Origin of the sequence: Paenibacillus ottowii, from assembly GCF_006874425.1 — a bacterium.
GTDB lineage: Bacteria > Bacillota > Bacilli > Paenibacillales > Paenibacillaceae > Paenibacillus > Paenibacillus ottowii.
Genome location: NZ_VIJZ01000006.1, coordinates 254,583 through 270,210 on the forward strand (window position 1 = coordinate 254,583; position 15,628 = coordinate 270,210).

General features: G+C 46.5%; 15 protein-coding genes. 6 read left to right on the top strand and 9 right to left on the bottom strand.

The window, feature by feature from the left end; all coding sequences use genetic code 11:
- Positions 1 to 54: 54 nt before the first annotated feature.
- Positions 55 to 1,344 carry a DUF2515 family protein gene (locus FKV70_RS16025; RefSeq protein ID WP_142613466.1) on the top strand — a complete coding sequence of 430 codons (1,290 nt, stop codon included), beginning with the start codon at positions 55 to 57 and terminating at the stop codon, positions 1,342 to 1,344.
- 11 nt (positions 1,345 to 1,355) lie between these two features.
- Here the strand turns inward: FKV70_RS16025 and FKV70_RS16030 are convergent, their stop codons facing one another.
- The 7 genes from FKV70_RS16030 to FKV70_RS16060 form a co-directional block, all read right to left on the bottom strand.
- Positions 1,356 to 2,990, bottom strand: a complete 1,635-nt coding sequence (locus tag FKV70_RS16030) for a putative polysaccharide biosynthesis protein (protein ID WP_142613467.1) — start codon at positions 2,988 to 2,990, stop codon at positions 1,356 to 1,358.
- A 133-nt stretch (positions 2,991 to 3,123) separates the two neighbouring features.
- Positions 3,124 to 3,603 carry a DUF456 domain-containing protein gene (locus FKV70_RS16035; protein ID WP_063209561.1) on the bottom strand — a complete coding sequence of 160 codons (480 nt, stop codon included), beginning with the start codon at positions 3,601 to 3,603 and terminating at the stop codon, positions 3,124 to 3,126.
- 50 nt (positions 3,604 to 3,653) lie between these two features.
- Positions 3,654 to 4,403: a Cof-type HAD-IIB family hydrolase gene (locus tag FKV70_RS16040; RefSeq protein WP_142613468.1), complete on the bottom strand. Its 750-nt coding sequence runs from the start codon at positions 4,401 to 4,403 to the stop codon at positions 3,654 to 3,656.
- An 82-nt stretch (positions 4,404 to 4,485) separates the two neighbouring features.
- Positions 4,486 to 6,564, bottom strand: coding sequence for a peptidoglycan D,D-transpeptidase FtsI family protein (locus tag FKV70_RS16045; protein WP_142613469.1), 2,079 nt, complete (start codon positions 6,562 to 6,564; stop codon positions 4,486 to 4,488).
- Between the two features lie 181 nt (positions 6,565 to 6,745).
- A complete protein-coding gene (locus FKV70_RS16050; protein WP_142613470.1) occupies positions 6,746 to 8,827 on the bottom strand; it encodes a peptidoglycan D,D-transpeptidase FtsI family protein in 2,082 nt (693 codons plus the stop codon).
- A 20-nt stretch (positions 8,828 to 8,847) separates the two neighbouring features.
- Entirely contained in the window at positions 8,848 to 9,993 is a 1,146-nt protein-coding gene (locus FKV70_RS16055) for a transglutaminase domain-containing protein (protein WP_142613471.1), read from the bottom strand.
- A 16-nt stretch (positions 9,994 to 10,009) separates the two neighbouring features.
- Positions 10,010 to 10,492, bottom strand: a complete 483-nt coding sequence (locus FKV70_RS16060; RefSeq protein ID WP_142613472.1) for a hypothetical protein — start codon at positions 10,490 to 10,492, stop codon at positions 10,010 to 10,012.
- Between the two features lie 220 nt (positions 10,493 to 10,712).
- Here FKV70_RS16060 and FKV70_RS16065 point away from each other — a divergent pair, with 220 nt between their 5' ends.
- From FKV70_RS16065 to FKV70_RS16070, 3 genes are all read left to right on the top strand, one after another.
- Positions 10,713 to 11,882: an MFS transporter gene (locus FKV70_RS16065; protein WP_142613473.1), complete on the top strand. Its 1,170-nt coding sequence runs from the start codon at positions 10,713 to 10,715 to the stop codon at positions 11,880 to 11,882.
- 136 nt (positions 11,883 to 12,018) lie between these two features.
- Positions 12,019 to 12,117 carry a YjcZ family sporulation protein gene (locus FKV70_RS26660; RefSeq protein ID WP_231116964.1) on the top strand — a complete coding sequence of 33 codons (99 nt, stop codon included), beginning with the start codon at positions 12,019 to 12,021 and terminating at the stop codon, positions 12,115 to 12,117.
- Positions 12,118 to 12,282: 165 nt separating this feature from the next.
- Positions 12,283 to 12,624, top strand: a complete 342-nt coding sequence (locus FKV70_RS16070) for a toprim domain-containing protein (protein WP_142613474.1) — start codon at positions 12,283 to 12,285, stop codon at positions 12,622 to 12,624.
- 92 nt (positions 12,625 to 12,716) lie between these two features.
- Here FKV70_RS16070 and cyoE read toward each other — a convergent pair whose 3' ends face one another.
- Complete coding sequence (cyoE, locus tag FKV70_RS16075; RefSeq protein WP_063209578.1) at positions 12,717 to 13,661, bottom strand: heme o synthase; 945 nt, start codon at positions 13,659 to 13,661, stop codon at positions 12,717 to 12,719.
- Positions 13,662 to 13,864: 203 nt separating this feature from the next.
- On the opposite strand from cyoE, the gene FKV70_RS16080 reads away from it, so the two are divergent.
- Positions 13,865 to 14,848: a metal-dependent hydrolase gene (locus FKV70_RS16080; protein ID WP_063209580.1), complete on the top strand. Its 984-nt coding sequence runs from the start codon at positions 13,865 to 13,867 to the stop codon at positions 14,846 to 14,848.
- Positions 14,849 to 15,100: 252 nt separating this feature from the next.
- Here the strand turns inward: FKV70_RS16080 and FKV70_RS16085 are convergent, their stop codons facing one another.
- Complete coding sequence (locus FKV70_RS16085) at positions 15,101 to 15,322, bottom strand: alpha/beta-type small acid-soluble spore protein (RefSeq protein WP_013311857.1); 222 nt, start codon at positions 15,320 to 15,322, stop codon at positions 15,101 to 15,103.
- Between the two features lie 120 nt (positions 15,323 to 15,442).
- On the opposite strand from FKV70_RS16085, the gene FKV70_RS26170 reads away from it, so the two are divergent.
- Complete coding sequence (locus tag FKV70_RS26170; RefSeq protein WP_167669736.1) at positions 15,443 to 15,610, top strand: hypothetical protein; 168 nt, start codon at positions 15,443 to 15,445, stop codon at positions 15,608 to 15,610.
- Positions 15,611 to 15,628 lie beyond the last annotated feature (18 nt).

Genomic DNA, 15,628 nt, shown 5'->3' on the forward strand with positions numbered 1-15,628 from the left:
AACATACTTGTTGGAATACGGGAATGCCTGCACTTGAAAGGAGGTTATTTAAACATGTCTCTGACCGAATGGCTCCATGCTGCATCTCGACAGCTTCAGGGAGGGCTAAAGTTACTGGGTTCCGTTCCGCGCGCTGCGGAAGAGGCATGGGAAGGCAAACGTGCGGCTTGGACCGAATCCCGTAAATTACGCTATCCCTTACGTCATCTGCCGTGGGATTATCAGTCGGCACAGACCGCTATGAATGAGGCTGAAGCGTTAATGCTGGTCAACGGTCCCGCTACGCGTCCCTCTTCTCTAAATATGCCTTTATGTGAAACAGACTGTGAGCTGCTGGAGCGGATCAAGAACGACACAGCACAGGAGAATCGCAGCAATATTACGCGCACGGCCGCTTATCTCGACTGCTATCGTGGCTATCCTGAATTACACTGGGCATTATTGGCTCATCTGGTTTCCCGTAACGGCGGCTATAATATGACCGACTTGAAGAGTGAGCTTATTGGCGACCTGTTCGACGAACAGGAAAAGGAGTGGCTGTATCGACTGCTGGAGCGCTGTAACGCCCTTATTTTCCAGGACGCTTATCCGCAGTTGCAGCTTTACATGCATAGCCGTCATTTGGGACGGAGCTGCTTTCATTTGTTGCCTTATTTTCACGTTTCGCCATTCATGAAGCCCTTTTGGGAACGTTTCTGGGCTTGGCGGGATAGTTCTCTTTTGACGGTAGCGCTCATTATTAATGAACAAAACTATATTGAAGGACGGGTCGTGAAAGATCCGTATTTCCAAAAATTCGTAACCCACAAGCCGGGGTTTTATTTGCATGACTGGCTTCAGCTCAATCAGGTTATTTTTCCGCTTGGGCTAAATGATGGACTTGCCGGACTTGTCATGGAGCGTTTCGGCCATCTGGACGAGCGGATCGGCTTTGGCAAAAGCCTCTACGCTATGTTGTTTGGTCATCAGCAGGTACTGGATCAGGTAACCGCATTTGCTACCCGCGTGCCGCATACCGGTTCTCGCAGCGACTATTGGCCTGGACTGTTCACTCCCAACGAACAAAAAGCGCTGCGCTCTCCAAAAGAGAGTGCAACGCTTTTAGCGCATGAATGGCTTCCGCCGGGTCAACGTTTGTACAGCCCGGAGTTGAACTCCGTCTGGTCAGATACAGCATATGATCCGATCCCTCGTTATGATTGGTTTCAGGATGGTTCCACGCTTGGGCATCTCAGTGAACCAAGACGGCCTCTGTTATTTGCCATGCGCCATGAACACCGTCATGGCATTCAAAAAACAGCAATGGCCCATGATGCCCATAACAGCTTACGGCCCTTCCACTGAATGAGGGCTCTTTAACCTCGATGTCCTGTGGACTCACGCTGTAGACGCATTAACGGACGCAACACCTTCTGCAATATACGCGGATAGTTACCCAGCTCGTCCCTGCGCAATACACGCAGTGCAACCAGCAATACCAAGTAGCATACCAGTACAACCGCTCCGGCAATGCAGCACGCGATCAAGAAGGCTACACGCGCAGGTATTAGATGTACCAGCATAATGCAGGCTTCATTTACACCGTACCCGATAGCTCCCGAGACTACAACTGCAATTACGAAGCTTGCCCAGCGACGGCCCATAATCGAGAAGGAAACGATCCCTTTCAGCACACGCAAATTCAGCAACGTAATGACGAGAAAACACAATCCGGTTGCGGCAATAATCCCGTAAATCCCAAGCCAACCAGCCAGCAGCCAGCTCGCTGCCAACTTCACGACGATACCGACCATCACATTGATCATTGAAATACGCGGCTTGCCCATACCAATCAATATCGAATTAGAGGTCATCATCGTAATCTGGAAGATTGTCCCGAGTGTCAGGACAGCGATAATTCCGCTGCCTCCAAGCGAGCTGAATAGCAGACCATTAATGGAATAAGCAGTTACACATAAGGCCAGCACAATTGGCATTCCAGTCAAAATAGAGATACGCAAGGCGAGCGTCATCTGATTTTGTAAATGCTGCTCGTCCTTACGGGCAAAAGCCGCCGAAATGATCGGAATGAGCGATTGGCTGAGTGCAATAGCCAAAATCGGCGGAATGCCCGCCACACTCTGTGCCCTAGAACCTAGATAACCCAACTGAGTAGTAGCCTGATCCAATCCCACTTGTCCAGACAACAGTCTAACCACAATCGACGTATCAATAAAATTGACCGCCGGAACCGTCAAGGACGACAATACAATGGGAATAGAAAGCTTGAAAATATCTTTGTAAATGCGCATCATCGGTAGTGCAGAGCTTTCCTCTTGGAATTGCTCTTGACGGTCCTGGCGATCCTGACGACGCAACTTCACCGTGTAGTACAACATGACCGCCAAAGCGCCAAGACTTCCCATGACTCCCCCAAAGGAGGCACCCGCCGCAACCTCACGATCTCCATAACCAAGCTTCAAAATAATAAAGGCAAGCAGAATTGCGGTTGCTACCCGTGCGACCTGCTCGACAATTTGCGAAATACCGCCTGCGGTCATATTACCGCGTCCCTGGAAGTATCCGCGCATCATGGCAATGGCAGGAAACAACAGCAAAGCAGGTGCCAAAGCCTGAATAGCCAGCGCTGACTGCGGAACCCCTGCTATACGCTCGGCAAAATAAGGCGCTCCAAAATACAGCAGCGCAGTAATGATAATACCGGCTACGGCTGCGAATATCAAAGCCGCACGATACACACGTCGCGCTTCCGCAGGCCGATTCAGTGCGTAGCGTTCCGAAACCATTTTGCTCAGTGTGCTGGGAATGCCAGCCGTAGCAACCGTAAGCAGCATCAAATAAGCGTTGTTGGCAATGGTAAACGAGGCGTTCCCGACGGAGCCGAGCAAATGCTCCAATGGAACGCGCTGTACCAGACCAAGCACTCTGGCCACCAAGGCGGCAGCGGCTAAAATAAGCGTACCTTTAAGGAATGTTTCTTTATTGGACAAAATGCGTTCCCTTCTTTCTTGCTGTTCACATGCATGCAAAAGCCCCGCAACAAATAGTCATGGCCTGAGCCATCACCGGTGCGGAGCCGCATGTCGATTCTGTCTCTGCAAATCATAATAAACGAATCTCTGATTATAACACCCAAATCAAGAATACAATAATCATAGCAAGCTGCAAAATTACTTTCATCACGGTGCTGGTAAAGAGGCCTAAGACCGAGCCAAAGCCAACTTTGATTGCTCGATCTAGCGGGGCTTTGCCAATCAGTTCACCCAGCACAGCACCGATAAATGGTCCCAAAATCAGACCGAATGCCGGAATAACGAAGGGGCCAATAATGATCCCCACAGTACTGAGGATCGCCGACAGACGTGAGCCGCCAAATCGTTTGACTCCCCACGCATTTACAGCATAATCGGCTATAAAAAGAGCCACGACGATGAGGGTTTGTATAATCCAAAATAACTTATTATATGAAGCAAACGAGAAAAACCAGCCGTATACAAAAAATGCAAAATAGATGGCGAGCGCCCCCGGCAATACGGGATATACCGCTCCCGCCATGCCCACAATGAACAGTACAATGACAACAATCCAGCCTACAACGTCCATGGGCCTCCTCCTTTTCGTCTATTCATCTTGCTTGTGCCTTATTTATTTTATTACACAAGCACATAATCACGAATCACTTCTACAATGCCGTCGTCATTATTCGAAGCCACTACTACATTAGCTGCTTCTTTTACAGTATCCTGGGCATTCCCCATCGCTACGCCCAGTCCAGCCGCTTGAATCACAGCCAGATCATTCAAACTGTCGCCAACGGCAACCACCTGCTCCATCGTAATGCCAAGCAGGTCGCACACTTCAGCGATGCCACTGGCTTTGGATATACCAGCCGGATTAATTTCCAGATTCGTCATCGAGGAATTGGAAATTTCAAGTCCTCCCAACTCCTGAAGCTGCAGCAAAATTTGATGGCGAATTTCGTCATTTTCCGTATTAAAACCGAATTTAAGCCACTCCTGTGTATCCAATGTGTCCGGCCAACGTTCTCTATTGTATAATTCATCAGTTGAGTAAGCCCAGAACCATGAGTCTGTTTCTACGGCAATCTGGTGCATCTTGCGAATAAGCTCCTTATCAAGTAAATAGCGGCGCCACAATTCGTGAGGCGATTTCCACACTTCACTGCCATTTACGGTTACCATAGGCGTCTCCAGGCCGAGTTGCTGACCGTAAGGCAAAGCATGCATCGCTGCACGTCCAGTGGACAAGCATACATGAATCCCTTCCTGAATCGCCTTGTTAATCCAATTAATCGTTTCCAGGCTTATTTCATGATTATCGTTCAATAAAGTTCCATCCATGTCGAGCGCAAGCAGTTTGTATTTATGTTGGTTTTCTCCCATCGTCTCTCTTCCTCCTGTATGTCCCTTATGTCCAACGACATTTTACCATGAAAAAGAGATGCCCACAAAAGAATTCAAACCCTTATTTCGCTGCCTGAGGCTTTTTGGGAATACCATCGAGCCCGTATACTTCGTCATACGCATCAAATATTTTACGCGCAACAGGTCCCGCGCTCGTTGCACCAAAGCCTCCTTCAGGAATGATCACCGCCACAGCTAGCTTCGGATTTTGACGGGGAGCAAAAGCAATGAACACCCCGTTATCTTTAACCGTACGACCCACTACCTGCTGAGAAGTCCCTGTTTTACGGGCATAATCATAAGGAAATCCGTTAAACGCTTTAACATCAGTAGCCATGCCGCGAACCACAGTGTCCCAGTACGTATCTGAAAAAGCGACCTCATTCAGCACCTTCGGTTTAAACTCACGTACGAGATTCCCCTGATCATCTACAATTTTACTGACCAGACGAGGCTGCATTCGCTTGCCCTTGGTTGCCAGCACAGTCGTATACTGGGCCAGCTGCATCGCTGTATATTTTCCCTGCTGGCCAAAGGATGCCTGTACTAAACGTGTCAATGCACTTTCATGCTTACTGGTGTACTCCAGTCTGCCTGCCCACTCGCCGGGTAGATCGACTTCCGTCGGTACGCCTAGTCCAAATCGCTTCATATACCTGTCCCATATATCAATCCCCTGATGTACCCCTGCATTGCTGCCGTATTTAGCATATAGCGGCTTGCCCACCATATCTACCATGAACGTATTCGACGAGAATTCAATTGCTTTACTAGGTGTCAGAGGACCATACACATGCCCGCCTGAATTCCCGACCCGGCTAGAGCGATTTTTGCCATAATACGCACTTCCCGTATCCTGATAAGTTTGTCCAGGCGAAAAAAAATTTTCCTTCAACCCAATCAGCACGGTTAGCGGCTTGATAGTTGAACCCAGCAAGACCGAGGATTCGGGGTGCGGACCCGCTTTTCCGCTAGGTACGGATTTAATCGTTCCGTTCCCCATTTTATGCTGAATATCGTTATATACCGAGGCCGACGCACTTCCCGTTTTCCATACATTCGAGTCATAATCGGGCATACTGGCCATCGCCACGACATGTCCGGTCTCTACCTCCATCGCGACAGCGAAGCCAGTGGTTGCATCCTGATGAAGTTTACCTGATACGGCATGAGTATGAAGCCAGCTGAGCTGATCCATAATCGCTTGTTCGGTTTTTTGTTGAACTTCCTTGTTGATGGTAGAATACAGATGATGACCTTTCACTGGAGGCGTAATGGATTCAATGCCCTCCGGCATGCTGCGCGGGTTGACCTCTACCGTTTTATAGCCGTTTTTTCCTCTCAGCTCGTCTTGATACTGAAGCTCCAAGCCATCATATCCGACAATTTCGCTTTCCGAATATACCTGTTCCGGTCTTAGGACCTCCGAATTGGCCTCATACAACTCTTTATATTTGGCCCGATTTGTTCGGGCTCCTTTGAATTTATACATATATCCAATCGTTTGGACTGCTACCCGATCCGAGTCATAATGGCGTACACTTTCTTCGATAACCTCCACACCTGGAAACTCTGCTCGATGCTCCAGAAAATAAGCGATTTCCTGCTGACTCAGATCAGATTTGACCAAACGCGGGGTAAATCCTCTAAATTGAATATAATCAGGGTCGAGTCGCTTGATAATCTCCTCTGCATCAAGTTGCTCTCCTTCGGCACGCCCCAGTTCGTTTAATTTGCTAGCAAGCTTGTCAGCAAAAGCATTAAGCTCAGGGAGCAGCTTTTCCCCCGGCTTGCGATTATTTTCCGTACGCTTGCTATAATCCTTAGACAAAGTTACGTACAGGGACTGCACCGGGGTGGAATATGCCAGTCTAATCTTACCTGTGGAGTCATAAATCGTACCGCGACTTGGGGTAAGCGGGACATTTTTGGTATTTATCGATTGCTGCTGCCCCTTTAGCTCCTCTGATTGTACAAACTGCAATACAGCTAGTCTGGTAATGATTAGGGCAAACAGCACAAAAACACTAAAAAACAGTAGGTTGGTTCGTAGAACCGTCCGCTTTTTTCGTGATTCAGCATTCTCTTCATCATTTTTCTTTTTGAATGAAAACTTTTTGTCCAAACTTCCTCTGTCCATATTTGCTGGTCATTACTCCTTCCAATAAAGTCTCCTATTCCTGATCCTACCATATTGAAAGCAAGAAACGATGAAATTTAAGATGACAATTTTGTAAGAAAACGTATAAAGAACAAAAAAAAGCTTTCCTCAGTCCAAAGGCTGAGGAAAGCTTATATGAGTAAAAATCTGTATAAAATAATTATGGCTGTTTAGCTGCATTAGAATCGGCTGTCGCTGTATCCTTTTTCTTAGGAACACCGTCCAGACCATATACTTCATCATAAGCATCAAAGATTTTACGTGCCACAGGTCCGGCGCTCCAAGCCCCGAAGCCTCCTTCAGGAATGACAACGGCTACGGCCAGCTTCGGATGCTGGCGTGGTGCAAAGGCGATAAATACCCCGTTATCTTTTAGTTCTCTACCTACACTCTGCTGTGATGTACCTGTTTTGCGGGCAAAGTCATAAGGGAAGCCATTAAATGCGCTAACGTCTGTAGCCATTCCGCGTATGACCTCATTCCAGTAAGCATCCGGGAAGTTCACTTCATTCAGCACCTTCGGCTTAAACGTCTGGACAACATTACCATTGGTATCTTTAATTTGACTGACCAAATGTGGCTCCATCCGTTTGCCTTTTGTAGCAATCATCGTTGTATACTGAGCAAGTTGCATAGGCGTATATTTACCTTGTTGACCAAAGGATGCATATGCTAATTTGGAAAGTGCAGACTCGGATTTACTCGTATATTCTCGCCAACCCCGGAACTCACCAGGCAAGTCTACTCCAGTAGAAACACCTAATCCAAATTCCTTCATGTAGCGGTCCCATACGTTAACACCTTGGTCTTCTGCAGCGTTATTAATATATTTGTTATATAAGCGCTTGCCAACCATATCGACCATAAAGGCATTGGAGGAATGGCGAATAGCGGTAGCCGGGTCCATTGAACCGTACACATGACCAGATGCGTTGCGTACCCGTGAAGAGTTGTTCCGTCCGAAATAAGCTGCTCCTGTGTCTTGATAGTACGTATTTGTTGTAAACAGTCCTTCTTCCAATCCAATAAGAACAGACAGCGGCTTAATTGTAGATCCCAGAAGCACTGTAGAATCTGGATGCTGTCCAGGTTGGCCTGAGCCAACGTTCTTTATTGTAGCGTTTTGATACACATGTTTTATCTCTTCATATTTGTCTTTTGAAATCGTACCCGTTTGCCAATAATTCGCATCATAATCCGGCATACTAGCCATAGCTACCACATTTCCGGTATCTACTTCCATCGCTACTGCGAAGCCTGTTTTCGCATAAGGATGAGTCTTGCCGGATACAGCATGTGAATGGAGCCATCTCAATTGATCCATAATGGCATTTTCAGTCTTCACCTGAATCTCTTTGTTAATCGTGGAATAGACATTATCCCCTTTTTGCGGAGGAGTAACAGAATCTACACCTTCCGGCATATTGCGTGGATCAATGGGTACTGTTTTATAGCCATTTTTCCCCCGTAATTGTTCCTGATATTGATATTCCAGCCCGTCAAAGCCCACAGATTCATTATCCATATAAATGAGGCCCGGATCATTTTCAGCTGACATGGATTTTTGAATATTCTTATATTTCTCCAATGTTTCACGTGCACTTTTATAACTTTTAATATAACCAACCGTTTGAACAGCTACTGTATCAGGATCGTAATGACGTACCGTTTCTTCAACGACATCTACGCCTGGAAACTCACTTTTATGCTGCATAAAATAGGCAACTTCATCTTTACTAAGATTCGTTTTGATCAGCCGCGGCGTAAAACCGCTAAATCGCTGATAGTTCCGGTCCATAGCGTCCATAATTTGCTCTGGCGTCATTTTAGGCTCATCTTTATTGCCATATTCAGCAAAGCGATTCGCCAGCTTTTGTGTCATCTTTTCCAGCTCAGGCAACAGCTTTTTATCTGGACTACGCTTTTCTTCCATACCATCACTATAATTCTTGGAGAGCGTGATATACAGCGATTGTACAGGTGTTGAATATGCCAGTCTGTTCTGCCCGGTTGAATCATAAATTGTTCCGCGAATCGGCGTAAGTGGTACGTTTTTGGTAACATTACTGGCCTCCTGCTGTTTGAGCTGGGGTCCATCTACAAATTGAAGTATCGCCAGTCTGACAATGATGACTGTAAATATAATGAACGAGCTGAAAAAGAACAGATTGATCCGGAAGCTAAATCTTTTTCGGTCGGATGTCTCATTGTTTTTTTCTTGCTCGTTGTTCATCTTTCTCATGCGCCCTTCTCCACTCCTTCTTAAATCACTTTATCCTTGATATGTGTTTGAGCAAAACCAGGCGGATTAAACCAGTCCCCACTTTGTGCCCAGGTCGGGTCGAGCGGGACCCACCGATCCTGTCCGCTCAAATACACCTCATTCCAGGCATGGGAGCCGTAACCTCCCTGTCCGTTGTATCCAAGGCCTGTAACGACCTTGACCTGTAGTCCCTGTGAACGAGCCATCATTGCGTACAGGCGGGCATAATCAATGCATACTCCTTTACGGGTATCAAACGTATCTTTGGGAGTCTGCTCATGCCAATCCCCACGTTGCTCATAGGCTTCTACCTTACTGTAATCATAGCTAATGCGGGTGCCTACCCATTCATACAAGGCTCTGGCTTTTTGCTCATCACCGCTAGCTCCTTCGGTAATCTTGACTGCTGCCTGACCGATATCATCCGGAATGTCCCGGTCGATTATTTCGTATTTGCGCTGCATGATACCATTCAATTCCTTGGTAACAGCCTGCGTAAATACGGGCAGCTTATCCTTAATCAGAGTCCCGGACAACGGCTCAATGACCGATTGCGCACCTTGCTTATAAATCGGCGAAGCTTGTACGTAGCTGCTAAACCCGCTGTCTGGATACAGACTTACGCCTATGAACAGCAGGGCTATGATCATCATGGCGCGAGCTCCACCAATAAGGGTACCGATTCCAGCCCCTGCCACCCTGCTGAAGAAGCCAGATTTCTTTTCATGCTCATGGAGTTCCGACTTGCCGCCTACCACCAACACATAAATAGCACGTAGTAAAAACTGGGCAATAGCATAACTAAGCATAAACAATACGGCGAACCGCAGCAGCGGAAAACCCTCTACCCCCGCCACGAGCGTATAATAAAATTGCTCAATTCCACTAAGTTTGCGCTGCGGCAAATGCTCCATGTAAGCTGCCAGCCATTGCTGTACTTTCGGTGAAAGCCACATGGCTACCCCGAGCGAGCACAAAATACCCGTCACAGTGAGTATCCCATCCACAATGAGACTAAACAGCGCACCCACAGATCTGGAGGCCCCTCGCCTCCACCCCTGTATCAACGACAATATGACGATGGCGATCAGAAACACCGTCACGCCATTCCAATGAAGAACAGACTCCAGCCAGGATGGGTTCATTGTGCTCCTCCTGTCTCTACGGCGACTGTGGCGGCTGTACAGCCGCCAAGTCTTTCGCACTATCAATATATTTCTTGACGGTGTCGCTCATACTCCATTCGCCCAGCGACATTCCCTGATACCATACCTTGACCTTATCACCCTCAAACGGACCTTTTACTTCCAGGTTCGAACTGGATACTGTAAATGTACCATCCCCGTTGGAGGTGTATTTGGCATTTTGCCCCTCTTTTATCATCATGTTCAAAGCCTCGCTCTGAACCTTGTTAATTGCATCATCTTTTGCCTGAGTCACGACCTTGCCGACCTGTTCAAATGAAATCCCACTGTATACTAGCAAGCCTGCAATCACAACGATGATGATCAGCCATTTTACGAGAGTTCTAACAATCTTCAATATGACCAATAATAGAACAAGCCCAATCAATATATACAGCCAGTTATCCTGAACGATCTGCCAATTGTGTTCCAAAAATTCTGTCCAGACGTTCTTATCCATTCGCTACACTCCCGTTTTCAACTACATGATTCAATTGCAAATTGTCTCTGTAATTATACATGATTACGCAATGTCCTGTCAGCTTGGGTCTTTTACATCCCCTGTCATTTAATTCTTGTCCATACAAAGTGTTCTATGTTCGTCTAATCCAGCGTACAACTTAGGAAGGGCCAATACGTGGTAATATGAAAGTTTACATTAGGGAAAGGGGGTCATTCACATGAAAACAGCCCTCTGGCTGTATCTCTTTTTGTTCATTGCCTTTTTTGATTTGCATGCACAATATCCTATTTTGACACCATTCGCAATCTCTTTGGGGGCAGCTCCTACCTTTATCGGTTGGATGATGGGGATTTACTCTCTGACTCACCTGCCTGGTAACTTGATGGCAGGTCCGAAAGTCGACAAACACGGCAGTCGCCGATATATTATGTTCAGTCTGACAGCCGCAGGCATCATCCTGATCATTCAATCGTACATCCATACACCGTGGGAATTACTTTTTCTACGTGCAATTAGTGGCTATGTGTTGGCCTTTTTATCCCCAGCCTGTCTGGCCATGCTGGCACAACTGTCTGATCATCCGGTTACGCAGGGGAAATATATGTCTGGGCATGGTGTCGTCCACACGTTGGCCTCTGTTCTGTCTCCGGCCGCAGGTGCATTTATCGTAGCCAGTTTTGGCTTTAGCGAGACATTTAGTTCCCTTGGCATCATTCTCGTTATCACGGGGCTTATGGCTTACTTCACCTTACCCAAAAATGCACCCGCTCCGCAGGCCCAATTATCTGATGGTCACGCAACACCCGCTCCGCTATCGCCAGCACATACGCGCTTACCATTTAATTGGCGTTACCTGCTTCTACCTTTTGTTTTAGCGTGCGCACAAGGCATTTTATTTTACGAGATCCCTTTACGTAATAACGGTTCTGCATCCATAATGTCCACCGGATTACTCTTTTCTATCATTAGTCTGGGAGCACTCTGTACGCTAAGTTTACTTTTTCTGAACAAATATTCACCGATGGTACGGCTACTTTGCGGCATTATTCTGTTGTCTTTAAGCTTCTTCGCACTCGCCACCACGCCTGAAGCGATCATAGGCATCGTCCTGTTTATTTTAGGAACAGCCAAAGGCATTATTTTCCCAGCGCTGGCCTCCCTTTTCATACAAATTGGAGGTGCGCGATTGGGCAAAACCTTTGCTTTGCAATCCATTGCAACATCTATCGGCTCCTTTGCCGGACCTGTACTGGCGGGTCAGCTTCCAGATCACATTTCTCCTTTCTTTATCGCCTTTCTGATCCTGATGGCCGGTCTATTATTTATTCCTGTCCAGCGATTATCTCCGACACCTCCACTGCCTGCCTCAGGGCCTCACCATTCCTAGTTACACCTGAGGGAAGCATGCTAATATGCTGCCTTTAAGCCCAAAATACTCTTCTCAAAGGCGTGTGCACAGGACCTTATCCTCCTACCAACATAGACTAATTTGACTGAATTATTAGAAAAGGGAGGTGCAGACCATGGGCCACTGTCATCCTTGCCCTATCGGGACTTCAACTGGTATCATTCTTGTTCTATATATTCTGCTCGTCATCATTCTTCGTACTTGCTGGATCTAATGTCTGATTTGCCCTAACAGCCTGCTTTGTAACCCATGCCTGCCACTTCTGGCAGGCTGTTTTGTTGTTTTTTGCATGAGAACCCCGTTTAGAGCTAAACTATACACATATTCCTTCATTTCCCGGGGAATTTCGAGCACAGGCATAAAGCAAGGGGTGAGCAAAATGGCGATAACCGTGATTGTCGAAGGAAAAAATGACCGCAGTAAACTTCGCCGATTACTTGACCCGGAGATCAATATTTTATGTACCTTCGGCACACTAAACTCTATAAAACTGGAATCCCTCCGCAAACGGACCAAGCACGATGAAATATACTTATTTATGGACAACGACAGTTCGGGAAAAAAAATAAGAGGTGTGCTTGCAGACGCTTTTCCGGATGCACTTCATATGTATACTCGCAAAGGCTATGCTGGCGTAGAAGGGACTCCGGATGAATATGTGATTGCCCAGTTGGAGAAAGCTGGCTTAGAGGAATACATTATATACCCTCCTGTGCTTTAGTCCTGCGAATAACAAAAAAGCTGTCCTCAGGCCAATTCAGGCGCCTGTTGGACAGCAAATATAGTGTATTATCACTAATGCTACTACTCGGATTAGAATTTATGAACCGTATCAACGATCATCAATAAGAAGCTGAGTGTCAGATGGTTAATGGAAAAGAAAAATACTTTTTTGGCCCAGGAATCTGTTTCTTCTTTCTTAATCGTAAAACCCTTAAAAGCATAAAACGCCCAAAGCACAGACAGCAATACAGACACGATCATAAAAATCATACCGGCATACCCATAAGCGTACATAAGGATGGGTACCGGAATCAACAGCACAATATAAGGAATCATCTGAATTTTGGTCCGATGAATACCTTTCACAACTGGCAACAATGGGAAGCCTGCTGCGCGATATTCCTCGACTCTGCGAATGGCAAGTGCCCAGAAGTGAGGCGGTTGCCATAAGAACAGTAATGCGAATAAAAGCCATGCGCCCATATCAATACGGCCTGATGCGGCCACATAACCAATTACTGGAGGCATAGCCCCTGAAATACCGCCAATGGATGTACTCCATGTAGACGAACGTTTCAACCAGAGTGTATAAATGCCAACGTAGACAATCATACCTAAGATGCCCAGTAGTCCTGCCTTCACTCCAGAGAAGTAGAATAAGACAGCCAATCCGACGATGCCCAAAATAATAGCGTAGGACAACACCGTTGTAGGGGTCAGACGTCCTGTTGGCAGTGAGCGATTACGTGTCCGCTCCATCTTCAAATCCAACTCACGGTCAAAGTAGTTGTTAAAGACACAAGAAGACGCCATAACCAACATTGTACCTAAGAGTGTAAGGATTAACTTTATATAGTCAACGTCCCATTGCGATGCTAACCAAAAACCACCGAAGGCTGCAACCAAATTAGTACGAAGGATGCCTGGCTTAGTCACTGTAATAAAATCTTTCCAAGTGCCCGCCTTGCCGGGTGGTTTAGATTTTACCGAATAGGTAGCCGCATCCGAAGAAGTCTTATAACTAATATTATCCATTGTGAGTAACTCCCCCTTAGAGATGTATGAATTCGGGAGTAAGTTGAACTCCGATATAAATTTTATCATATACCTACCCTAAAAAGTTTGACAGAAAACGCACAAAACGTTCACAATTCAGATGGCAAATCGCCCCTGCTGATCGTTTACAGTAAATTTGGGTAGTAATAAGTACAGGAAACAATACAAAAGGAGCGACAGATATGGATACAGCCACACACTTTGTCATGGGGATCGGATTGGCCGGGCTGGCCTACACTGATCCTGTCGTCGCCGGAGATCCAAAGCTGGCCGCAGTCGTACTGCTCGCTACGGTCGTAGGGTCACAAGCTCCGGATTTTGACACTTTGCTTCGGTTGAAGAACAATGCAGCCTACATTCGCAATCACCGTGGACTGTCGCATTCCATTCCCTTCTGGTTGATATGGATCTTGTCCATCACGGGACTGATCTGCTTGATCTTCAGGGATGTGCCCCCGGGTCATATCGCATTATGGGTAACGATTGCAGTGTGCCTGCACGTATTCACAGACTTATTCAATACGTACGGAACACAGGCATTTCGGCCGTTTACGAACAAGTGGATATCTTGGAATATCATCCATATTTTCGATCCCTTTATTTTCGGTACCCATGTTGCTGCAATAATGCTGTGGATCACCGGGTTGGTTTCGCCGGCACCCTTATTTATTACACTGTACATCCTTATTGGCCTGTATTACATTTGGCGAACCTGGAGTCATTTTATTACCAAAAAAGCGGTGCGTGATATGGACACCCAGCGCCAGGAAGGCGACACCTATTATATCATTCCCACGGTATCATGGAACCGGTGGCATGTGGTAAAAGCTCATCAGAATGGAAGTTATGACATTGGCGGATTACATGGCAAACATTTATTTTGGACGAAACACGCAACTCCGTCCACACATCCAGCTGTAGAAGCTTCCAAATCCTATCGTGATGTGCAAGCATTTCGCTATTTTTCCTCCTTTGCCGTAGCCGAGGTAGAAGAACTGGAATGGGGCTATATTGTACGCTGGGGGGACGTAAGGTATCGACACCGGAGGCAATATCCATTCGTGGCGGTGGTTGCGATGGATAAGCAATTCGGACTGATCAACAGTTACATTGGATGGCTCAGTGACGAGAAAATGCAAAAGCGCCTTTCCCTGCATACGAATTAAAAATATTTAAAAGCTACCAATAAACCGAGTAGATTACAGACAGCAAGTCTCCCTATGCCTGGAGCTTGCTGTTTTTTTTGACCATTCCCGTCAAAAGCGATGTCTTATGTAAGCGCCCTCTTGACGAAGCAGACTTGCGTGATTCACAATGGTCGTAAGCATGCGCAAAAAAATCCGGAGCATGATCGCTCCGGATTTTCTTCATCACAGTTGCTCATAATACAGCTTCCAGGATGGGAGTGTTTATGTGTATTACTGCAAGCGGCTGCTGCCCGACAAGGATTGTTCTGCTTGTTGGACCAGCTTTTTCGTGATGTATCCCCCAAGAGAACCTGTTTCGCGGGAAACGACATTACCGAAGTAACCGTCTTGAGGAATAGTGATGCCAAGTTCTTGAGCTGCCTCATATTTTAATTGTTGTAAAGCGGCGTTGGCCTGCGGTACTTGCAGGTTGTTTGAACGACGTCTGCTCATATTTGAATCTCCTTTCAGTTCTTTGTGAGTGAGGTTCATTGCAAGCTTGCAAGATTATTATGGCTCACTTACATCTACTTATTCCTGAAATTCAACATTCGAAAGCTGGAGGTTTTTACCATGAGCAAAGGTTTATCCCTATGGTTCGCCGTTTCATCCATTATCCTGCTGACAGCAGATGCTATATCCATCAGCTATTCTGCATGGATTGCTATATTGCTGGGGCTTTTATCTGTCGGCAATATCGGCTGGGGCTTCGTAGTTAAGGCCCGTCAACGTCGCTCTTAAGTCAGTTTGTAAGTCTTG